Source organism: Chitinophaga jiangningensis, assembly GCF_900142605.1.
GTDB classification, from domain to species: domain Bacteria; phylum Bacteroidota; class Bacteroidia; order Chitinophagales; family Chitinophagaceae; genus Chitinophaga; species Chitinophaga jiangningensis.
The window spans coordinates 352,744-374,361 of sequence record NZ_FRBL01000007.1; the positions used below are offsets into that span (position 1 = coordinate 352,744).

The window sequence follows — 21,618 nt, forward strand, 5'->3', positions numbered from 1 at the left end:
AATAGTTTTATCAGTTTACCTTCCGGCCTTTCCACTGGTAGCTGCCAAATTTACCCAGCCACCCCGCAATTACAATATAAGGAATATGAAATATTTGCCCCGGAATAAACCATACCAGCAAACCGGATTTATTGAAGAAACTAGCCACCGGTAGCAGGAAATAGAGTTCCATGGTAACTTTAAACAATAGTAAAATCAGCAGCCACGGCCACAGCACCGGCAAAAAGAAAGCTGCGACAGCCATACCTAGCAGGCCGGCATTGAAGAAATACACCAGCATCAGCACCCAGGTAATACGCTTATCCTCGTATTTATCCGCTTTGGACGACCATCGGATACGTTGGTTCATAAAGCCTTTCAGCGTATCTACCGGTAACGTACGTACGATTACCTCCTCACTGCGCAGGTACATCACTCCTTCCGGATAGGCGTTGTAAATTTTATACATCAGCAGCATATCATCCCCGGAGGCAATATTGTCGATTCCCTTAAAGCCGCCTACATCGTAGAAAGCATCTTTTTCATAAGCCAGGTTCGCACCATTACACATCGTTCCGGCCTGTAACTGTGCTGCAGCACCGGTAATGCCTTGCATGGTCATGAAATCGAGCGACTGTAACTTTTTGAAAAAATTATCTTCTTTATAAAAACTAACAGGAGCCGCTATTAACCTCGGATGCCTGTCTTCATAAAACTGTACAATAGTTTCAATCCATTTAGGTCCCATAATGCAATCAGCATCGGTGGTCACGATAAGCGACCCATTGGCCTGCGACACCGCAATTTCAATCGCTTTCTTTTTATAGGAATTGAGCCGCTGCTGTTTATCCAGCATCTGACTCATTTGCAACAGACGGATATTGGGCGCACCGGCATTACGCACCACCTCGGGCGTAGCATCTGTAGAAAAATCATCAATTACAATTACCTCCAGGAGGTCTGCGGGATATGTTTGCTGTTTCAGGGCTTCCAGCAGGGGTGGCAGGTTATCTTCCTCATCCCTGGCGGGAATGATCACCGTAACATGCGTGGTTCCCATCCGGGGAACGGGTACATAATTTTTGAGGCGCTTCCAGCCAAGGCTGTACCACAACATCAGTACGCCGTAGCCCAGTGCCAGCACCACCATAAGAATCAGGAAAAAATGCATTCGGGTTTATATGTTTGATTTTATTACTTGACCTAATTGCGCTGATATCAGCTGATGTCCTTTTTCCAGCACCAGCATTTTAGCTGGAAAAGTTCCATCCATAAATCGGGTGCCCAGTTCAGGCGGGATTACCCGGTCGTACTTCCCGAAAATCAGGAGCGTATTTATTTTATATTGAGCCAGCAACTGCCTGCATCGCTTTTGATTGGGCATCATCTTTCGGAGGTTTGTCCAGATTTCATATACCTGGATACGCTTTTCCGGTTGATCCATCCGGTGCATCACGAACTTGAAAATACTTTCATTGAGCAGCCCCATCTTACGCCAGACTTTTATCAACCTGAAAAAGAACTGCGGGTGATAGGTATTATAACGGAAGATGCGATTGCCGATGCCTGTTTGTGTTACAAACAAATGCCAGGGGTTATTCCTCAGGCCATCACCAGCCACCATGATCAGATGATCCAGCTTTGCGGCCATGCCTTCCACCACGCACAAAGATAATCGTCCCCCCATGCTATAGCCCAGCAGAGAAAACCGCTGAAACCCGTGCTGTTCCATCAGCAAGGCGATGATAGCAGTGAGGTCGGCTTTTTCAAAGCCACGGTTTTCCTTCCATTCCGTTTTACCATGCAGCGGCATATCTATCCCTATAATGGTAAACCTATCACCTAATTCAGCTACCAGCGGCCGGAAATGCGCAGCAGTTTCACCAAAACCATGCAGACATATAAGCAGCTGGTTTCCATTGCCTTCGCATATTCCGTGTATACGACTTTTCTTATATGGCAGATAAAATTCAGGCATAACCTAAAAGGGAACAATGATAAGCAAAATAATGCTAGCAGCGGCTGTTAATGTTATTACAGCAGATCGTTAAGGTTGTTTTAAAACTCGGAAAAGAGGCTTTGCGGGCCGCACTTAATTCGCAATTATTTAGTTAAATTACAGAACTACCAAAAACAGTTTTATCATGGACGCAACAGTTGAAAATAAGCAAGCGCTGAAAGGCGCAGAATTTCTTGTTAAGGAAAGTGCTCCTGAAGAGGTATTTACTCCGGAAGATTTTTCAGAAGAGCAGTTGATGATTAAAGACATGGCCGATCAGTTTATTGTGAAAGAAGTCACGCCGGTTGTAGAAAGGCTGGATAAACTGGAAGAAGGACTGATGCCGTCGTTACTGGAAAAAGCGGGTGAGCAGGGCTTACTGGGTGCTGCCTTCCCTGAGGAATTGGGTGGATTAGGTAAAGATTTTGTTACCGCCACCATCATCAACGAAGGCCTGGGTGCCGGCCACTCCTTCTCTGTTGCCATGGCTGCCCATACAGGTATCGGCTCACTCCCCATCCTTTACTTTGGTACGGAAGAACAAAAACAAAAATATATTCCTAAACTGGCCACCGGCGAAATGAAAGGCGCTTACGCCCTCACAGAGCCAGGTTCCGGCTCCGATGCCCTCGGCGCTAAAACCACCGCCAAACTCACCGACGATGGTAAATATTACCTGCTCAACGGCCAGAAAATCTGGATCACCAACTCCGGCTTTGCAGATGTATTCACCGTATTCGCGAAAATTGACGGGGATAAATTCACCGGCTTCATCGTAGATAAAGATACTCCCGGCTTCACCCTCGGACCGGAAGAACATAAAATGGGTATCAAAGGCTCCTCTACCCGACAGATCTATTTCCAGGACGCAAAAGTACCTGTAGAAAATGTACTGGGCGTGATTGGTAAAGGTCACCTGATCGCTTTTAACATTCTCAATATCGGCCGCCTGAAACTCTGTGCAGCTGCACTGGGCGCCGCTAAAAAATGTATCAACACCTCCGTTAATTACGCCATTACCCGCGAGCAGTTTAAGCAACCGATCGCTAACTTTGGCGCCATCAAACATAAACTGGCGGAAATGGTGATCCGCACCTGGACCAGCGAAGCAGCACTCTATCGTACTGCCCAGCTGATCGATGAAAAAGAAAAAGAACTGCTGGCCGCAGGAAAACCCTTCAACGAAGCCCTCCTCGGCGCCGCCGAAGAATATGCCGTGGAATGTGCCATCCTGAAAGTAAACGGCTCCGAAGTACTCGATTATGTGGTGGACGAAGGCGTACAGATTCACGGTGGTAACGGTTTCAGCGATGAGTATATCATCTCCAAAGCCTACCGCGATTCCCGCATCAACCGCATCTTTGAAGGTACCAATGAAATCAACAGGCTCCTGACCCTCGACATGACACTCAAACGCGCCATGAAAGGAAAAATAGACCTGATGACACCAGCGATGAACGTAATGAAGGAACTCATGAGCATCCCTGATTTTGGCAGTGATGATGAAACTCCTTTCAGCAAGGAAAAGAAAATGATTGCCAACTTCAAAAAAGCCATCCTCATGACCGCCGGCGCAGCCGCACAAAAGCTGATGGCTAAGCTGGAAGGTGAACAGGAAGTACTCATGGACATCGCCGATATGGCCATCGAAACATTTGTAGCCGAAAGCGCCCTGCTCCGCCTTATTAAACTGAGTCAAAGCAAAGGAGAAGCAGCTGCATCCCTGGAAAAAGATATGGTTCAAACATACATCTACGATGCAGCCGACCGTATCAACAAATCCGGTAAAGACGCCATCAACGCCTTCGCCGAAGGAGATGAACAACGCATGATGCTGCTCGGCCTCAAACGCTTTACCAAAGCGGAACCGTTCAATACTAAAGACGCCCGCCGACGTATCGCCGATAAACTTATCGCAGAGAATAAATACATCTGGTAATTCAATAACGAAATATGCCCCGCCTTCAACCTGCGGGGCATATTTTCAAATTAACCCCACCTATTTGCCCCGCCTTGTTATCTTTACAACTGACTTACAGACAGGTGCATGAAGCAATTAGTATCTATTTTAGCCTCCATTATCGCGGTTCTAGTTTTTCCAACATTGGCGCTCAGCCAGGCCTCCATCAGATTAAACCAACCCTCCCGGGATCAGAACAATGTCAGCAACGGCAAACAGTTCATCGCCGGGAGAACCTGTATAGGCTGCAAACTCACTATCAATAACGATAGCGTACTTGTGTACCCTACCGGCACCTTCGCCGTAAAAAAAGAGCTGCCCCAGGGTAAAAGTACTTTTGTACTCAACGCACAGGACTCTACCGGTACCACCTATACGAAAACAATAACGTATTACTATAACCCCGCCCCAGCGCCAAAAGCTACGAGCACCTTTCGCATAGATTTTATTGACATCTCCCCGAAAGGAAACCTGGAACTGGCAGACGGTGATACCATACGGGTAAAGATGAAAGGCTACCCCGGCACCAAAGCCAGCTGGTTCAACGGCGAAGCACTCACGGAGCTTCCTCCCTCCCAGTCGTCCGGTGTTCCCGGCTACTATGTAGGCTACCACGTGATTACTGAAGCAGACTCCCTGCTTAACGGGAAAATAAATGTAACCCTCCGCAACGGGAGCACTACCACCCTGGCCAGTCCTAACCGCTACCGGTACATGAAAACAGACAAGATTCTTACCGGGCGTACCATCGATAACATGACCTACCTCACCAGCACCACAGAAGGTGATCGGCTGGGGCCCAATAAACTCGGGTACCTCGATAAAGATGTACTGCTGCAGATCGTAGGTAAACAAGGTGACTATTACAAGGTGCGACTCGCCAACAAGAAAAATGCGTATATCCCTGAGGGTTATCTCGACACAGACATCCCGCAGGAAGGCATTCCGGTGAGCGTGATTTCCAATGCCGCCATCTGGGGCGACGAGAAGTACGACTATGTACAGATTGAGCTTTCCGACAGAATGCCTTACATCTCTACCCAACAAAATGACCCCGGAAAAATTATTATTGACGTGTATGGCGCCTATGCGGAACAACGTATCAGCAACGCCTTACAAAATGCACGCGAAATCAGCCAGGTAACCTGGGGCCAGCCGGCACCGGACGTTTTCCGGATGACGCTCTCCCTCAAACATAATGTGTGGGGGTATAAAATGTATTACGAAGGCAACAAGCTAACGGTGAGGGTTAAACGAATTCCGGAAAACCTGGCTCTCAGCAATATGACAATTGCCATCGACCCCGGCCATGGGGGCAATAACCCAGGCGGAACCGGCCTGGCAGGCGTAGTGGAAAAGCATATGACGCTGGCCATTTCGCTGATGCTCAAAAATGCCTTTGAGAAAGAAGGGGCTAAAGTGCTGATCACCCGTACTACCGACCAGTTTGTGAATAATGAGGAACGACTTTCTTTTTACCGGCAGGTAGATCCTGACCTGTTACTCAGCATACATTTCAACTCCTCGGCCAATCCCGTGGATATATACGGAACGGCCACCTATTACCGGCATCCGTTTTGCGAACCGTTTTCTACGGCTATCCATAAACGCTTGCTGGAAACAGGTTTGAGCGACTTCGGCAATAACGGCAACTTCAATTTTATTCTGAATAATCCAACCGAGTTTCCGGATGTATTGGTGGAAACATTGTTTCTCAGCAATCCCGGAGATGAAGCTGCCATCCTGGATCCCGAATTTCAGCAGTTGCTGATCCAGAAGATTGTGCAGGGTACGAAGGATTATATCCAGGAAGTAAAACGATAGTTTGCCGGGTTTCGTGGGACCGAAGGTCCCGCGAAACCCGGCGCTTATAGGAGGTTAAAGTGCATGCTTTTGCAAATACCCGGACAACCTCACAATCGCCTCAGACACAATCTTAATCTGCTCATCCGCCTCTTTCCACCTCCGTTGCTCAATCGCTTCCCTCACCCCGGGAATAGTTTTCACCCCGTAGCCGGTATAAAATCCGGGCGCATACAGCGTATGCTTATACCAGGAGCGGTTTGGCAGGCCACCGGCGTACAATAACTGTTGCTCCGCCTGATACAATGCCTTATTCACCGCTTCACTGTTAGCACCCTGTTTACGGGCAGATAACTGCTGAGTAACGGAGTCCAGCCCTGCCAGCGCGTTTTGCAGCGGTGTAAAGTCGATGTATGGCACCGGATCTTTCAACGCAGGGGCCGCCAGGTGTTTGGCCGTATCAGTCGCCAGCGCATATTTATTATCGTTTATGAGCTGGTTTTCCACTGCGGTGGCTTCTCTCAGGTTATTGGAGAGATCTGAGAGTTCCGATGCATAGGTGTTTACGGTTTCATAGAGTCTGCGGAAGTCGAAGGGCACATTAACGGCGTTGGCTATACGCAGTACGGTATGTCCTGCGGTTTTAGACAAAGCAACACCATAGTCGAAAGTGGGGTCTTTAAACCGGCGGTAGTCGTCATACGAATCGTAGATGGAATGGTATTCACCGCCTGCATCTTCGCCACCATAGCTATAATCCAGCGACGGTACACCGAGGTGCTGGAGGAAGGAGGAGTAGTCGGAGCCGGAACCCATGGCGTTGATATTGATACTTTGCCTGGCGAGTTTTTCTTTCTTCGCTTTTGGCGTGGCTGCTCTCAGGGCATCCAGTGCCTGGCGGCGTGCGAGCACGCTTACATTGGTTTGCGGGTCAGTGATATCGCGACCCACTTCATTAACCAGGGTTTCCAGTGCATGGGAGCCGCTGGCGTTAAGAAATCCGCGGCCGTTATTATCCGAGTTGATGTATACCACTGCTTTTTCCTGCAGTTCTTTGGCGTGATCTTCCACCCATTCGGTGGAGCCAAGCAGGCCAGGCTCTTCACCGTCCCAGGCACAGTAAACGAGGGTTCTTGCGGGCTTATTTCCTTGTTTGGCCAGTTCGCCGATGGCTTTCGCTTCTTCGAGCATGGCCGCGATGCCACTGATAGGATCGGCGGCGCCGTTTACCCAGGCATCGTGGTGATTACCCCGTACGATCCATTGGTCGGGGAATTTGCTGCCTTTCAAAGTGGCCACCACGTTGTAGCACGGGCGTATCTGCCAGTCGAATTTCATTTTCAGGTGCACGGGTGTGGTGCCCGGACCTATATGGTAGGTGAATGGCAGGCCACCGCGCCAGTCATCAGGAGCCACGGGCCCTTCAAGGGATTGCAGCAGCGGTGCTGCATCGTGGTAGCTGATGGGTATTACCGGTATTTTAAGGAGATTAGGTGCTTCTTCCCTTTTAAGTCGTTTGGCCTCCGAGGTAGCGCCAACGTTGGGTGTGAGCGGGTCGCCGGGATAGATGACCATGTCCATAATGGAGCCGCGTTGCACACCGTATTCGTTTTTAAAAGCGCCTTTAGGATATACATCGCCGCTATAGTAGCCGTCATCGCGGGGGTCGGAATAGATGATACAGCCAATGGCACCGTGTTCCTGGGCTACTTTGGGTTTAATACCTCTCCAGGAGCGGCCGTATTTAGCGATTACAATTTTTCCTTTAACGCTGATCCCTAAACGCTGCAGGTAGTCATAATCTTCCGGCAGGCCGTAGTTAACGAATACGAGCCCGGCTTTCACGTCACCGTCGGCACTCCAGCAGTTATACGTAGGCAGCTGGCCGGCTTGCCCGGAGGTTGCGTCTTCCGGGAGTGCGGGCTCTTTCAGCAAGGCCTTGTAGGGTTTGGGGCCGCCGAGTTCCAGCACCCTTTCAGTCGGAATGGGAAATAATACCTGATAGGTTGCCAGGGAAGCATCCCAGCCATAGCTATTGAAGCGGCGTTTGATTTCTTCGGCTACTTCTTTGCCTCTGGCAGAGCTGATGTGATGAGGCTGTGAGGCCAGTTCTTTAATGGTGGCGCCAATATTTGCGCTGCTCAGGTGCTGGTCAAACTGCGTTTCCAGCCGTAACTGGGCCGCAGCGAGGCTGTCAGGAAAACCGGATAGTTTCTTTGTTTGCCCGCTGGCAATGCCGCTTAGCAGCAGCAGGGCAGCCATCAGTTGACTGATAGGTGATGTGATCATAACAGATTCAGATTGTTGGTAGATGTGGGTTTTGTGTATTATCAAGATACAAATAGTCTATTAATTTAATAGGGTTTTTTATAAGTTTTTGTCAGGGATGATGCCTTCGGCATCATCCCTGGAGGGGGCCGCGCTACGCGCGGCAACGTTTTTTTTTGCCGCCCTGAATGTCGCCCAACAGGGAACCAGCCTGAAGATCTTAACTTGCTTTCTTCTATGCGGCGAGTATTAAGCCCCGGTTTTACAAGGTAGCCCACAGCAGGATCATGGCACGCCTTCCATCCGCTTCCAGAGGACTCCTGCTTCCAGAGGACTCCTGCTTCCAGAAGGGCTCCGCAGGAGCCCCTCCCCATCACCCGGACCGAAGGTCCGGGTGAAACTCAGCTAAGGCGCTATCACCCACTATAACTTTTAGTTATGACGCATAAACACACGTTATAGGCCATACAGTCTACTTAACCAGTAGATTAATCTATATTTGTAAATCCTTTCATAGCTTTAGTGCCTGGAAAACATTTTATCACATTATAAAACAGCATATATATGGGGAAAGCAATCGAGGAGTTTAACGAGTATAGAGCTAAAATGAATGACGTGATTCTGGGCAAACAGAATAAGGTGATAAACCGCCTCTTTAACCTGGATACCAATACCTATGCAGAAGGCGCCCTAAGCACTAAAACAAAGGAAATGCTGGGCCTGGTAGCATCCATGGTACTGCGCTGCGACGATTGTATCAAATATCACCTGGGAAAGTCCTATGAGCAGGGCGTCACCACCGAAGAAATGTATGAAATCTTTGCGGTGGCCAATATCGTGGGCGGAACTATCGTTATCCCGCACACACGCAGAGCGGCAGAGTATTGGGAAGAATTGACAGCGCAGTGATACTTATTTTCCGGCGATCTGTTGTAACTTTACATTCTATATAAAACATATATTTAATCCATTCTAATGTCAACAGCAACTATAGCTCCGCAGGCCTTAACGGCTAAAGACTTTGCCACCGACCAGGAAGTGCGCTGGTGCCCGGGCTGCGGTGACTACTCTATATTAAAACAGGTTCAAACCATCATGCCTTCCTTAGGCGTGCCACGCGAAAATATTGTGATTGTATCAGGTATCGGGTGTTCTTCCCGCTTCCCATATTACATGAATACCTATGGTATGCACTCGATCCATGGTCGTGCTACTGCCATTGCCTCCGGCTTAAAGGCAGCCCGCCCTGAATTGAGCGTATGGATCGTTACCGGCGACGGGGATGGTCTCTCCATCGGTGGTAACCACACCATTCACCTGCTGCGCCGCAACTTTGATGTGAATATCATGCTCTTTAACAACCAGATCTATGGTTTAACAAAAGGCCAGTATTCCCCTACATCAGAAGAAAATAAAGTTACCAAGTCCACTCCTTTCGGCAGTATCGACCATCCGTTTAACCCAATGGCCCTGGCCATGGGTGCTGATGCCACTTTTATTGCCCGCAGTATGGACCGCGATCCGAAGCACCTCCAGGAAATGCTGAAACGCAGCCACGCCCATAAAGGCGCTTCTTTCCTGGAAATTTACCAGAACTGTAACATCTTTAATGATGGTGCGTTTGAAGTATTTACAGAGAAGTCTACAAAAGGCGATGAAACCATCTTTGTGGAACAGGGTAAACCACTCATTTTCGGTGCCCAGAAAAACAAAGGTATCCGCTTCGACGGCCTGAAACCGGTGGTAGTAGAACTCGGTGCTGAATTCAGCGCTGATGACCTCTGGATTCACGACGAAAACGACTTCCTGAAAGCACAACTGCTTACCCGCATGTTCGATGATCCTCGTGTTGAAGGACACTTACCACGTCCTTTCGGTGTGTTCTATCAGGCACATCGTCCTACTTACGAAGACATCATGTCTTTCCAGCTTTCTGACGTTCTTGACAGAAAAGGACCTGGAAACCTTGATAAACTCTTCGCAGGTAATGAAACCTGGACCATCAGGTAACACTGCTTTATTTCATAATATCAAAAAGGTGCTGCGGGGATCCGCAGCACCTTTTTATTTTGATAAATGATTTTTGATTTTCCATGACACCGGGGTGTCACCTGAGTGATATCCGCCGAGCGCGGGAGGTATGCCACCAACATGCCCGGATTTTACAACGACTCATCAATGCCCCAACCCGGATGGATCAAGAAAGATCTTGTACATCAGCACCATACCAAATATGATCATGCTGATCCCCGAAATCCTGTTCAGCCAGGTCACATTCGTTAAAGTGAGCTTATGACGTATCCGGTCGGCCACAAATACTTTCAGAATATCCATCGACACCACCATGGTAAGACAAATGCCATACATAGCAATCTTATACGATGTTGCCTGCCCCGCATAAGCAATACAGATCGGCAGCCAGAAAAGAATAACACCCGGATTAAGGGTATTCATCAGAAAACCGGCCAGCCATATCTTCAGGTAGTCATGCGTACGGAACATCTCTGGCTTTTCCTCTCCGGTGCTGATTCTTACCTTCTTGAATAACAGAGAATATAACCCCATACCCATTAAAAGAATCCCCCCGCAGATACCAATGTAACGGTTGTATTCTGTCAGGTCAGCAATAAATGCAGTGGACAGATTTCCAATTGTCACATAAAAAGCATCACTTAAGGACACTCCTAAAGCAAATGCAATACCGGCCTTGAAGCCATTATTAACGCTGTATTTGATTATAGCGAAAATTACAGGGCCCACAGAAACCGATAATACCAATCCCAGACCTAATCCTGCTATTATTGCTGCTATCATGCTTTAATTATCCTGGTGCTGTTTGTATGATTACTGCTTAACGGTTTTTCCCTCGAGAAATTTTTCCCAGTCCTTCAGCTTCTCACCCTTCATCACTCTTGGGAATTTATTCATCGCCCCTTCCTTGCCTTTGCAACGGAGGTAATCGATAAACACATCGTTAGGCAATACTTCTACAAACACTTCCTTGAGTGCAGATGTTCTTTCCACCGCATAGTCATCATTCACCTCCGCAAGCGTCTGGTCAATGATTTCCCGTACTTTGGCTGCATCCACATTCACATTATCTGTACCTATATACCAGCGGTGCGCAAACAGGTTCTCATACGGGAACCCTGCTACCGTAAATTCTCTGATGTTAATACCCAGCTTCTTCTGCACCGTATCGATCGCCTTGTTCATGTTATCAATACTCATGTGCTCCCCGCAAAGGCTGAGGAATTGCTTGGTTCGACCTACGATCACGATTTCATGCTCTTTCACGGACGTGAACTTCACTACATCGCCAATGAGGTAACGCCATGCTCCTGCACAGGTAGACAGCATTACCGCATATTCCACATCTTCCACCACCTCGTTGATCATGTAAGACTTCGGATTCGGTTTTACCTCTCCCTCTGCATCAAAGTTTTCTTCGTTAAACGGAATAAACTCATAGAAAATACCAGCGTTCAGCACCAATTTGATGCCCCTTGTACCAGGGCGGGCCTGGAAACCAAAGGAACCCTCTGATGCCATGTATGTTTCAATGAACGTAATCGGCTTTCCGAGCAGCTTCTGGAAGCTTTCGCGGTAAGGCTCGAAGGATACCCCTCCATGAATATAAATAGCCAGGTTAGGCCATATTTCATGAATATGCTTTACGCCATGGTATTTGATGATTTCCTCCAGTACGATCTGTACCCAGGCAGGTACACCACAAACGGTACCTACGTCCCACTGTGGTGCTTTGCGTACAATCAGCTTAATACGTTGTTCCCAATTTGGTTTTCGGGAGATTTTACCGCCCGGTTTATAAAACCTGCGGAACCATCTTGGAATATTCTTGGCCTGAATGCCACTCATATCCCCTTCATAATAGTCCCCTTTTTCGTAAAGTGAAGTTGTTCCGCCCAGCATAAGTATGCCTTTTTCGTAAGATCTTGGCGGAATATTGAAGTTAGCCATGGAATACAGCTGCTTTACCCCCACCTTCTTCACCGTTTTTAACATATCCTTAGTAACCGGAATATGTTTACTGGCGGATTCAGAAGTACCGGAACTCAGCGCGAAGTATTTAATTTTCTCGGGCCAGCTCACATTTTCTGTTCCTTCCAGGCACTTGTACCACCACTCTTTATGCATTTTGGTGTAGTTGTGCACAGGGACCTTGTCTTTATACTGCCCTATAAAGTTTGGGTTATCCAGGATGTCCTGGAACTGATAATGGCGTCCGAATTCAGTGTCTTTGGCCTTCTCCAGCAAACGATGTAACACCTGCAGCTGGTACTGCCGCGGTGTGCCTAACTTGAATGTAAACTTTTTCCTGATCCTCAGCGACCTGGAAATAAGATTTCCTATAATGGCCATTAATTTTCCTATTGAACTGCAAAAATATCGAATATTATTACGATTTGCGAATTACCCCTTTGTGGGAGACATTTAAGCCATCACTATATCGTAATTGATATTTACCTTTGCCGCATGTTAAAAGCAACCTTGCTCAAAGCTACTGAAGCCGGCGGAAAAATACTGCAACAATATTTTAACGGCCCTTTTGAGGTGAGCAGCAAAAGCTCCCTGAACGACCTCGTAACCGAGGCGGATAAACAGTCTGAAAAGGCGATCATTGAAGTGATTCACAGCGCCTTCCCCGACCATTTCATCCTCTCCGAGGAAGTAGGCGCCATCGCCTCCGAATCCAATATCAAATGGATTATCGACCCTATCGACGGCACCGTCAACTTCGCCAACGGCGTACCGATCTGCTGCGTATCCATCGGCGTGGAAAAAGACGGGGAAATGATCCTCGGTGCGGTGTATAACCCCTTCATGAACGAACTTTTTGTGGCGGAAAAAGGAAAAGGCGCCACCCTCAACGATAAACCTATCCAGGTATCCAAAAACGGCAACTTTAACCAATGCCTCCTGGTAACCGGATTCCCCTATAAATGGGAAGAATCCCTGAATAACCCAATGGTGGTATTCGAAAGGATTATCAAAATGGGCCTGCCGGTACGCCGGTTAGGTTCGGCAGCTATCGACCTCTGCTGGGTAGCCTGTGGCCGTTTCGACGGGTTCTACGAACACCACCTCCAGGCATGGGACTCCGCAGCAGGATTCCTCATCGTGGAAGAAGCCGGCGGTAAGGTAACCGACTATAACGGTAACCGATACTCGCCCTACCAAAAAACAATACTGGCCACCAACGGCCATATCCATCAAGCATTGCAAGACCTCGTAAACGGGAAATAGTTATGGAACAGGAAAGAACAGAAATTAACGACCTCGGTGAGTTTGGCTTGATCGACTATCTCACCCGAAACATAGAAATACAAAATGCCAGCACCGTCCTCGGCGTTGGCGACGATGCCGCCGTCATCGACCACTTCGGCAAACAAACCGTGATCAGTACTGATATGCTGGTAGAAGGTATCCACTTCGACCTCATGTACGTACCCATGAAACATCTGGGCTATAAATCAGTGGTAGTAAACCTCTCCGATATCTACGCGATGAACGCTACCCCTACCCAGATCACCATCAGCATCGCCTTCTCCAACCGCTTCTCACTCGAAGCCCTCAACGAATTTTACGAAGGCGTTTATGCCGCCTGCGAAAAATACGGCGTAGACCTCATCGGTGGCGATACCAGCAATTCCCAGAAAGGATTGATTATCAGCGTAACCGCCATAGGAGAAGTAACACCTGACCAGTTCGTAAAAAGGTCCACCGCTCAAAAAGGCGACCTGCTTTGCGTATCCGGCGATCTTGGCGCAGCCTACCTCGGATTAACACTGCTCGAAAGAGAAAAGAAAATCTACCTGGAAAATCCACAGCTGGCACCCGACCTGGAAGATCAAACCTATATCATCGGCCGCCAACTTAAGCCAGAAGCCAGAAAAGATATTATCCAGTTCCTCCAGGAAAGCGACATCAAGCCAACCGCTATGATGGACGTCAGCGATGGACTCAGCTCCGAAATACTGCATATCTGCAAACAAAGCAACCTCGGCGCAGTATTGTATGAGGAAAAAATCCCCATCGCCCAGGAAAGTAAGGAAATGGCCCTCAAATTTGGCCTGGATCCTACTGCCTGCGCCCTCAGCGGTGGTGAAGACTATGAATTGCTTTTTACCATGAAACAGGAAGACTACGATAAAATTGTACTCAACGAACAGATCAGCGTAATAGGCTACATGGCTGATATCAGCGAAGGTGCACATATCATCACGAAAGGTGGTAACAAATTCAAACTGGTATCCCAGGGCTGGAACGCCTTCCAACAATAATTTTTTTTGCGTCTGCCCGTCACCTTCGGCGACGGGCAGACGCAAAAGGGGCGTGGAACTTCGGTCCACGCCCCTTTTGCATCTATAAGAAAGTCTTATTCCACAATCACCTGTATCACCTGGCTATTATGCGTTGGTGGCAGCGGATCTGCAAACACACTGCACTTTAGCTGATATTTACCAGGTTTATCCGGCATAATCACCTCCATACTCGTCAACCGCCTGCTGATCGCTCTCGCTAATGTCAACTGGGTTTTTACCGGCGCATACGCGGAATCTTTAGTGGTAAAACCATATCCTATTACCGGTTCATTCTTCCAGTTAATAGGCACCGGCCGGTGATACCAATTCTCCGGAGCCACAACCAGTTTATAATGCTCGCCCTTCCTCACTTTTAGCTGCGTGCTGGCTGGCTTCATCTGGATAAGATTATAAGAGTAATAAGCGGAATCTACATAATAATCCCAGGTTCCTCTTACACTCACCACGCTGTCAGTAATAGGTAAGTTCGGACCGAAAACCACTACCTCCCTGCCCCACAGCGCTTGTTCGGTATCCCAGTAATTGTACTGGCTACGGCGGGCATAACGGGAGTTGAGGCTATAGGAAAGATGACCGGTATAAAACATATACTTGGATGGCAACTGATAGCTGTTGATAAATACCACCGGCCTGTCGCCCGCAGCAGCAGCCACTTTAGCGGTCCATTCCCGGTTATGATGAATCTCCGGACGTATTTCGGTTCCCGGCATAAAATCCCATACCATATACACCCTTACCACCAGTACCAGCAACAGGGTTGCCGGCAAACTGTAAAGGAAGGCACGGCCTTTCCATCCTTTCCTTTTAATCGTTTGATGTGCCAGAATCACTACCGGCGTAAACAGCATCACCGTCCAGTTGGCCTCTACCCTGCCTTTGAAAGTGCTGATCATAAAAAACACCAACACCCCAATGACAGAAAATTTCAGCGCCCGCTCGAACGTATGCTGTATCGGACAAATAAAGGCATAGTACAGCAGCAACCAACCCAGCAGCGGCCCGAAAAGCAACAGCTGCCCGGCGAGGTAATCCAGCGTAAAGCTGATGTGATAACTGGCAGCATTCCGTTCTACCAAATGATATTGTAACGAAGGAAATCCATGATTATACTGCCAGATGATATGTGGCAGGAACAATAACGTAGTAATAATTACCGCTACGTAATACTTGAAAACACGCAGCAGGTTGAGGTTGGAGAGCAGGGTAAAGAAAACCAGAAGCACGCCATGGTACTTACTATAGAACATGAGCGCCATGGAAATCGCCAGTAGTATGGTATTTTTCCAGCTCTGTTCATCTACAAACACCTTGTACGCCCAGAAATAAAGAGCTGCAAAAAAGATCAGCGGTACATCCGGCACGGCCAGCATACCTCCTACCTGCATCGCCCCCATGGAGCCAAGGATCAGGTAAAACAAGCGGTTGTCTTCCTTGCTGAGCAGCTTTGCCGTTATCCACAGGGTAAGCGTGTTAAGCACCACCACCAGTAGTCGTACGCCCAACTCATTATGAAATAAGCCGTAACCTATTTTTATCAGGAGGGCAATCATCGGCGGATGATCGAAGTACCCCCAGTCCAAATGGCGGGAGTATACCCAATAATACGCCTCGTCATCCCAAAGCTCTGAAAAGCAGGCCTGAAGAAGCCCCAGCAGCAGCCATCCCAGTAAAAAAAGATTTCTATATTGATTTTTCCGGAGAAATTGAGGTATGCCCATGCGTTCGTTCTTTCGTAATATTTAGCGCGAATATAAATATTAACAATAAACTGTTGTCTGGCCATTCTCAGGTATCACCAGAAACGACGCTTCACAGCCAGGTGCAATGCGGCCAATTTTATTTGCCATGCCTATCGCTTCCGCAGGATAAAGAGAAGCCATACGGATAGCTTCCCGCAAGCTGCAAACATCATTATTGGCAAGATTTCGTGCTGCCTGCAACATGGTGAGCCTTGAACCTGAAAGCACACCCGTTGCGCTTACAAACCGGTCTTTTTCTTTCAGGTAGATGTAATCGCCCTCCTTATTCTCTTCCACCGCGTCCGTGATCAGGTACAGCCGCCGGCCCATAATCTTTTTGCTGATCCGCACCGACGCGAAGTCCACATGCACCCCGTCTGCCACTATGCTGGCATACACTTCCGGGTGGTCATAAATAGCGCCAACCAAGCCAGGAGCCCTGCTTTCCAGTGGCGACATGGCATTAAAAAGATGTGTGGCATGACGGATACCATTTTCGAATGCCGTATAGGCCTGCGCGTAGGTAGCATTGCTATGACCGGCATATACGATGATACCAGCTTCCTGCAGCTGCTTTACCAGAGCCGGATCACAGCATTCCGGTGCCAGGGTAATGATCTTTACCACATCGCTGCCGTTTTCCAGTATCCAGTCGATATCTTCCTGGGAAGGTTGTTTAATATATTCCGTCAGGTGGGCCCCTTTCTTAACAGGATTGATGAAAGGTCCTTCCAGGTGCAATCCCAGCACGCCCTTCCTGCCTTCCTGCCAATAGGCTCTTACCGCCTTCATGGCTTCCAGCATTATTTCGGGAGATATGGTAGCCACCGTAGGCATAATGTACGCGGCCCCGCCGGCTTTGCTATACTCGTAAGTACCGGTGAGCGATGCCACACTGGGATACATGGAAAAAACCTCCCCATTGCCGCCATAGATCTGTAAATCGATCAGCGCCGGCGCCAGGTAAGCACCTTCCAGGTCTATGATGTCATGACCTTCGGGAATATCTTCGGTAGGTGTAATACTGGTAATCAGGCCGTTATCGGTTGACACAGCGTGGTTTTTCAATACTTCTTCTCCGGTGAATATGGTAGCGTTAACGTAGGAAGTGGGCATATCTGCTATTTTAGGAAGTTATACTGCTTCGTATAACTCTAAAGGTAGCCCATCGGGGTCAGCAAAAAAAGTAAAACGTTGATTTGTGTGGGGATCAGTCCGGATAGGCTCTGTTACTACGCCTTTAGCGGTTAATTCTTTTACAGCTGTTGCTATATCAGATACGGCAAAGGCCAGGTGGCGCAAGCCTTGCGCTTCGGGGCGACTCACCCGCGCCGGTGGATCGGGAAAGGAAAAGAGCTCGATTATATAGTGGTCACCTATAGCCAGGTCCAGCTTATAAGAATCCCGCTCCTCCCGGTATACCTCCCGGATCACACGCAATCCAAGCACATCGGTATAAAATGACTTACTACGTGCATAGTCAGCACAAATGATAGCGATGTGATGGATTCCGTTCAATATCATACTATTAGCTTAGTCTAAGATGGTAAAAGCATCTGCGTCTTTGAGGAAAGGGATATTCTTTCTCACCTCGTCTAGGCGCTCACGGGAAAGGGTATACGTAAATATATCCTGGTCGTGTGCTTTTTCGTAAATGATTTCGCCCATTGGATCAATGAGGCTGGTATCACCGCTGTGGTAGATGTTGTTACCATCATTACCCACGCGGTTTACCCCAATGGCGTAGCATTGGTTTTCGATGGCACGCGCGCGGAGTAAGGTTTTCCAGGCGGTGTTACGTCTTTCCGGCCAGTTGGCTACATATACCAGCACATCGTAGGCGGGTGCGCCAGTTTCTTCCACGATACGATTGCGTGCCCATACCGGGAAACGCATGTCATAGCAGATATTCAGGTTTATTTTCCAGCCTTTCACAGATGCGATCAGGCGCTTGTCGCCACCTTCATAATGCTCGTGCTCACCGGCGTAGCCGAAGAGATGGCGCTTGTCATATGTACCATAGGTGCCGTTAGGCAGCATCCATATCAGGCGGTTCAGGTATTTGCCATTTTCTTCGATGATCAGGCTTCCGGTAATGATGATATTCTTTTCAGCAGCCTTTTTCTTCATCCACTGAAACGCGCTTCCATCCATCTTTTGAGCCAGGCGTTCCGGCGCCATGCTGAATCCGGTGCTAAACATTTCCGGTAAAAAAACTACTTCCGTCCGCTCTCCTATGCTGTTGATCTTTTCGTCAAACATACGCAGGTTGGCTTCAATATCTTCCCAATACAAGTCGGCCTGGATAAGTGTTACTTTTAAATCTGACATCTTTGAAAATTATATAGCAAATTTACTTGCTGCCTGATTAGAAACTTTTTAAATTATGCTACTTAAAATCGGAATTATTTGCGATTTGTTCAAGCGCTTCGCTGATTAGCTCCTGTTCAAATCCCCGCTGCAAAAGGTACTGCATGGTTTTATATTTCCTTTTCATGGGAATTTCACCTTTTAGCGACTGGTATTTTTTCTCCGCCTGCTGCTGTACCACCTGCAGGTAATCATCTTCATCAATTTCTGCCAATCCTTTTTTGATACAGTAGGCTGATACCTGTTTCATTTTCAGGGAGGCCTGGATCTTTTTGCGCCCCCACTGTTTCATGCGAAACTTGCCACCGGCGTAGGCTTTGGCAAAGCGTTCCTCGTTGAGGAAGTTATCCGCGATGAGTGCTGCGATAGCTTCTTCCACTTCATTTCCGCGCATACCCAGTTCCAGTGCCCTGTATTTAACTTCTGAATGGCATCTTTCCTGGTAGGCACAGTACTGCCTTAGTTTTTCCAATGCTTGCGACATCCCTGGATATTAGCGTACAATACGCAGTTTGGCGTAGTTAAGCATGATTTTCTTTTCACCCCCACCTTTAGGGAACACCACTGTGGCGATGCGGTTGTTAGGTGCTCCTTCCATACCGGTGATGGTACCAAAGCCAAATTTCTGGTGCTCTACCTGCATGCCTGGCTCCATTCCTGCCGGATCATCCGGTGCAAAGCCCGGTGTAGGCACGTGTGTGCTAACTGGTCCTGTTGCTGGCTTTGGAGCTGGCCGCGGGCCCTGGTTTTGTTGTTGGGGAGATGACGGTGTTGTCTTCTTCTGCATTCTATCGAACATATTAGAACCTCCTCCGGCGCCCCATCCACCACCATTGGTGCTGCCAAAGGCATTGCGGATAGCACCGCCGCCGGCGTAGCTACGATCGATGAATTTTTCCGGCATCTCTTCCAGGAAGCGGCTTGGCTCATTCTGCACCAGGTTACCGAAGCGGTAACGGCTGTTGGCATACGTAAGCCAGAGGCGGGATTTAGCCCTGGTGATGGCCACGTAAAACAGGCGTCTTTCCTCTTCCAGCTCCTCGCGGGTGTTGATAGACATACCACTCGGGAACAGGGTTTCTTCCAGCCCTACGGTGAATACCACCGGGAACTCCAGCCCTTTTGCCGCGTGGATGGTCATGAGTTTCACCACGTCACTATCTTCCTTGTTTTCATTATCTGCGTCAGTAAGCAGGGTAATCTGCTGCAGGTAAGAGCCGAGGCTTTTATCCAGCAGTTCCCCTTCTTCATCCGGCGTTTCGGTGAATTCCTTGATGGAGTTGAGGAGCTCCTGCACGTTTTCATAACGGGCAAGGCCTTCCGTGGTTTTATCGTTGAAGAGTTCTTTTACGATATTGGTGGATTTACCAACGTTCACGGCTACGTCATAGGCGTTGTGCTTGCCCAGCATAGCCTGGAAGCTGCGGATCATGGTCACAAAACCATCGATCGCTTCGAGGGTACCACCTTTAAAACCAAATTCCCTGGCGCGTTCCAGCACTTCCCACATGGTAATGTTGTGGTCATTGCTGAGCACCAGCGTTTTTTCGATGGTAGTTTTACCGATACCTCTTACCGGGTAGTTGATAATACGTTTGAGACTCTCCTCATCGCGGGTATTCATGGTAATGCGGAGGTAAGCCACAAAATCCTTGATTTCCTTACGCTGGTAGAACGACAGACCGCCGTAAATCCGGTATGGAATGGCTTTCCGGCGGAGGCTTTCCTCGAAAGAGCGGCTCTGTGCGTTGGTACGGTAGAGGATTACGAAGTCGCGGTTATCATAGTGGTTACGCAGCTTTTGCTCTGCGATGGTATCCGCTACAAATTTCCCTTCTTCGTTATCTGTGTTGGTGCGCACCAGTTTGATGGTATCTCCATCCTGGTTATCAGTCCAGAGGTTTTTCTCAATCTGGCCTTTGTTGTGAGCGATCACTTCGTTGGCTACGTTGAGGATGGACTTGGTACTACGATAGTTTTGTTCAAGTTTAACCACGCGGGCGTCGTCGTAGTCTTTTTCGAACTGGAGGATATTCTGGATGGTAGCACCGCGGAAGGAGTAGATACTCTGGGCATCATCCCCTACCACGCAGATATTTTCGTTTACAGCACCCAGGAGTTTGATGATTTCGTACTGGGCAGGGTTGGTATCCTGGTACTCATCGATCATGATATACTTGAACTTATGCTGGTATTTATGCAGTACTTCCGGGAATGATTTGAGGAGCACGTACATTTTGAAGAGCAGGTCATCAAAATCCATGGCGCCGTTTTTAAAGCAGCGTTTGGCGTACATATCGTAGATTTTACCAATCAGGGGTCTGTTGGCTCTCATATCTTCCTGTTGTACGTAATAGTCGTGCTGGTATTCTTCCGGCCCCATCAGGCTGTTTTTGGCAGCGGAGATGCGGTTGTATACGAAGTTGGGTTTATAGTGTTTATCATCAAGGTTGAGTTCATTGATGATGGTTTTGAGTACGCTTTTGGCATCGTCGGTATCGTAGATGGTAAAGTCGTTGGGATAACCGAGGCGGTGCGCTTCTGCGCGGAGGAGTCGGGCGAAAACGGAGTGGAAGGTACCGATATAGAGGTTCCTGGCTTCGCTGCCGCCGAGGATTTTTTCCACACGTTCTTTCATTTCGCGTGCGGCTTTATTTGTAAAGGTAAGCGACAGGATGTTAAATGCGTCTACTCCGTTGCGCATGAGGTGTGCGATACGGGTGGTCAGCACCTTTGTTTTACCTGAGCCGGCGCCGGCTACGATCATCAGGGGCCCGTTGATGTGTAGAACTGCTTCGCGCTGCCGTTCATTCAGCTCGTCTAAATAGTTTGCCTTCATCACGAAATATGCTGTTTATTGAAATTTTTACTGTAGATCTGAAGGGTGTAAAAGTACAAAAATCCTGTGGAGAAAAGCGGGGTAAGTTGGTGGTGGTAATAAATATGGGATATCTGGTTCAGCATAACTGAAGCCCGCAAACAATAGAACAGCATGTGACATTCAGTTACATCTGTGTAGGGGGACAGATGTAACAGCATGACTTTCCTTTAATCAGTTTCTTGCTCACTACAGGGTTTCATAGATTGTAGCAGCGATAACATCAGGTATTGCCGAGGGTTTGCAGGCTTCCGTTACCAAAAAACCTTATATAT

17 protein-coding genes are annotated in these 21,618 nt (G+C 48.3%); 6 read left to right on the top strand and 11 right to left on the bottom strand.

Annotation, left to right across the window (positions count from 1 at the left end; translation table 11 throughout):
• Positions 1-10 precede the first annotated feature (10 nt).
• Together BUB18_RS19650 and BUB18_RS19655 are read right to left on the bottom strand one after the other, a co-directional pair.
• A complete protein-coding gene (locus tag BUB18_RS19650; protein ID WP_083550324.1) occupies positions 11-1,150 on the bottom strand; it encodes a glycosyltransferase in 1,140 nt (379 codons plus the stop codon).
• A 6-nt stretch (positions 1,151-1,156) separates the two neighbouring features.
• The gene (locus BUB18_RS19655) at positions 1,157-1,957 is read right to left on the bottom strand and encodes an alpha/beta fold hydrolase (protein WP_073084359.1); all 801 of its coding nucleotides are present in this window, start codon (positions 1,955-1,957) and stop codon (positions 1,157-1,159) included.
• Between the two features lie 166 nt (positions 1,958-2,123).
• Here BUB18_RS19655 and BUB18_RS19660 point away from each other — a divergent pair, with 166 nt between their 5' ends.
• Complete coding sequence (locus BUB18_RS19660) at positions 2,124-3,917, top strand: acyl-CoA dehydrogenase family protein (RefSeq protein ID WP_073084360.1); 1,794 nt, start codon at positions 2,124-2,126, stop codon at positions 3,915-3,917.
• Between the two features lie 108 nt (positions 3,918-4,025).
• A complete protein-coding gene (locus BUB18_RS19665; RefSeq protein WP_083550327.1) occupies positions 4,026-5,762 on the top strand; it encodes an N-acetylmuramoyl-L-alanine amidase in 1,737 nt (578 codons plus the stop codon).
• Between the two features lie 54 nt (positions 5,763-5,816).
• Here the strand turns inward: BUB18_RS19665 and BUB18_RS19670 are convergent, their stop codons facing one another.
• Entirely contained in the window at positions 5,817-8,030 is a 2,214-nt protein-coding gene (locus tag BUB18_RS19670; protein ID WP_073084364.1) for a transferrin receptor-like dimerization domain-containing protein, read from the bottom strand.
• 543 nt (positions 8,031-8,573) lie between these two features.
• Here BUB18_RS19670 and BUB18_RS19675 point away from each other — a divergent pair.
• Positions 8,574-8,918: a carboxymuconolactone decarboxylase family protein gene (locus BUB18_RS19675; RefSeq protein WP_073084365.1), complete on the top strand. Its 345-nt coding sequence runs from the start codon at positions 8,574-8,576 to the stop codon at positions 8,916-8,918.
• Positions 8,919-8,984: 66 nt separating this feature from the next.
• Complete coding sequence (locus BUB18_RS19680) at positions 8,985-10,019, top strand: 2-oxoacid:ferredoxin oxidoreductase subunit beta (protein ID WP_073084367.1); 1,035 nt, start codon at positions 8,985-8,987, stop codon at positions 10,017-10,019.
• Between the two features lie 165 nt (positions 10,020-10,184).
• Here BUB18_RS19680 and BUB18_RS19685 read toward each other — a convergent pair whose 3' ends face one another.
• Both BUB18_RS19685 and BUB18_RS19690 read right to left on the bottom strand, forming a co-directional pair.
• Entirely contained in the window at positions 10,185-10,823 is a 639-nt protein-coding gene (locus BUB18_RS19685) for a LysE family translocator (protein ID WP_073084369.1), read from the bottom strand.
• Positions 10,824-10,853: 30 nt separating this feature from the next.
• Positions 10,854-12,392 carry a GH3 family acyl-acid amido synthetase gene (locus tag BUB18_RS19690; protein ID WP_073084371.1) on the bottom strand — a complete coding sequence of 513 codons (1,539 nt, stop codon included), beginning with the start codon at positions 12,390-12,392 and terminating at the stop codon, positions 10,854-10,856.
• 114 nt (positions 12,393-12,506) lie between these two features.
• Between BUB18_RS19690 and BUB18_RS19695 the strand changes: the two genes are divergently transcribed.
• Positions 12,507-13,277: an inositol monophosphatase family protein gene (locus tag BUB18_RS19695; RefSeq protein ID WP_073084373.1), complete on the top strand. Its 771-nt coding sequence runs from the start codon at positions 12,507-12,509 to the stop codon at positions 13,275-13,277.
• A 2-nt stretch (positions 13,278-13,279) separates the two neighbouring features.
• Entirely contained in the window at positions 13,280-14,314 is a 1,035-nt protein-coding gene (thiL, locus tag BUB18_RS19700) for a thiamine-phosphate kinase (RefSeq protein WP_073084375.1), read from the top strand.
• A 95-nt stretch (positions 14,315-14,409) separates the two neighbouring features.
• On the opposite strand, the gene BUB18_RS19705 is transcribed toward thiL, so the two are convergent.
• The 6 genes from BUB18_RS19705 to BUB18_RS19730 are packed head-to-tail and all read right to left on the bottom strand — an operon-like array spanning position 14,410 to position 21,304.
• The gene (locus tag BUB18_RS19705) at positions 14,410-16,074 is read right to left on the bottom strand and encodes an ArnT family glycosyltransferase (protein WP_073084376.1); all 1,665 of its coding nucleotides are present in this window, start codon (positions 16,072-16,074) and stop codon (positions 14,410-14,412) included.
• A 39-nt stretch (positions 16,075-16,113) separates the two neighbouring features.
• Positions 16,114-17,211: an N-acetylglucosamine-6-phosphate deacetylase gene (nagA, locus tag BUB18_RS19710; protein WP_073084378.1), complete on the bottom strand. Its 1,098-nt coding sequence runs from the start codon at positions 17,209-17,211 to the stop codon at positions 16,114-16,116.
• An 18-nt stretch (positions 17,212-17,229) separates the two neighbouring features.
• A complete protein-coding gene (gloA2, locus tag BUB18_RS19715; RefSeq protein ID WP_218588067.1) occupies positions 17,230-17,619 on the bottom strand; it encodes an SMU1112c/YaeR family gloxylase I-like metalloprotein in 390 nt (129 codons plus the stop codon).
• Between the two features lie 9 nt (positions 17,620-17,628).
• The gene (locus tag BUB18_RS19720) at positions 17,629-18,426 is read right to left on the bottom strand and encodes an amidohydrolase (RefSeq protein ID WP_073084380.1); all 798 of its coding nucleotides are present in this window, start codon (positions 18,424-18,426) and stop codon (positions 17,629-17,631) included.
• A gap of 58 nt (positions 18,427-18,484) precedes the next feature.
• On the bottom strand, positions 18,485-18,949 hold the full coding sequence (locus BUB18_RS19725) for a regulatory protein RecX (RefSeq protein ID WP_073084381.1): 465 nt from the start codon (positions 18,947-18,949) through the stop codon (positions 18,485-18,487).
• A 9-nt stretch (positions 18,950-18,958) separates the two neighbouring features.
• On the bottom strand, positions 18,959-21,304 hold the full coding sequence (locus BUB18_RS19730) for an ATP-dependent helicase (RefSeq protein WP_073084383.1): 2,346 nt from the start codon (positions 21,302-21,304) through the stop codon (positions 18,959-18,961).
• Between the last annotated feature and the right edge of the window lie 314 nt (positions 21,305-21,618).

What these genes read in the sequence shown, in the direction of transcription:
- BUB18_RS19650 (WP_083550324.1), bottom strand. Translation starts at nt 1,150, where the DNA reads ATGCATTTTTTCCTGATTCTTATGGTGGTGCTGGCACTGGGCTACGGC.
- BUB18_RS19655 (WP_073084359.1), bottom strand. Translation starts at nt 1,957, where the DNA reads ATGCCTGAATTTTATCTGCCATATAAGAAAAGTCGTATACACGGAATA.
- BUB18_RS19660 (WP_073084360.1), top strand. Translation starts at nt 2,124, where the DNA reads ATGGACGCAACAGTTGAAAATAAGCAAGCGCTGAAAGGCGCAGAATTT.
- BUB18_RS19665 (WP_083550327.1), top strand. Translation starts at nt 4,026, where the DNA reads ATGAAGCAATTAGTATCTATTTTAGCCTCCATTATCGCGGTTCTAGTT.
- BUB18_RS19670 (WP_073084364.1), bottom strand. Translation starts at nt 8,030, where the DNA reads ATGATCACATCACCTATCAGTCAACTGATGGCTGCCCTGCTGCTGCTA.
- BUB18_RS19675 (WP_073084365.1), top strand. Translation starts at nt 8,574, where the DNA reads ATGGGGAAAGCAATCGAGGAGTTTAACGAGTATAGAGCTAAAATGAAT.
- BUB18_RS19680 (WP_073084367.1), top strand. Translation starts at nt 8,985, where the DNA reads ATGTCAACAGCAACTATAGCTCCGCAGGCCTTAACGGCTAAAGACTTT.
- BUB18_RS19685 (WP_073084369.1), bottom strand. Translation starts at nt 10,823, where the DNA reads ATGATAGCAGCAATAATAGCAGGATTAGGTCTGGGATTGGTATTATCG.
- BUB18_RS19690 (WP_073084371.1), bottom strand. Translation starts at nt 12,392, where the DNA reads ATGGCCATTATAGGAAATCTTATTTCCAGGTCGCTGAGGATCAGGAAA.
- BUB18_RS19695 (WP_073084373.1), top strand. Translation starts at nt 12,507, where the DNA reads ATGTTAAAAGCAACCTTGCTCAAAGCTACTGAAGCCGGCGGAAAAATA.
- thiL (WP_073084375.1), top strand. Translation starts at nt 13,280, where the DNA reads ATGGAACAGGAAAGAACAGAAATTAACGACCTCGGTGAGTTTGGCTTG.
- BUB18_RS19705 (WP_073084376.1), bottom strand. Translation starts at nt 16,074, where the DNA reads ATGGGCATACCTCAATTTCTCCGGAAAAATCAATATAGAAATCTTTTT.
- nagA (WP_073084378.1), bottom strand. Translation starts at nt 17,211, where the DNA reads ATGCCCACTTCCTACGTTAACGCTACCATATTCACCGGAGAAGAAGTA.
- gloA2 (WP_218588067.1), bottom strand. Translation starts at nt 17,619, where the DNA reads ATGATATTGAACGGAATCCATCACATCGCTATCATTTGTGCTGACTAT.
- BUB18_RS19720 (WP_073084380.1), bottom strand. Translation starts at nt 18,426, where the DNA reads ATGTCAGATTTAAAAGTAACACTTATCCAGGCCGACTTGTATTGGGAA.
- BUB18_RS19725 (WP_073084381.1), bottom strand. Translation starts at nt 18,949, where the DNA reads ATGTCGCAAGCATTGGAAAAACTAAGGCAGTACTGTGCCTACCAGGAA.
- BUB18_RS19730 (WP_073084383.1), bottom strand. Translation starts at nt 21,304, where the DNA reads ATGAAGGCAAACTATTTAGACGAGCTGAATGAACGGCAGCGCGAAGCA.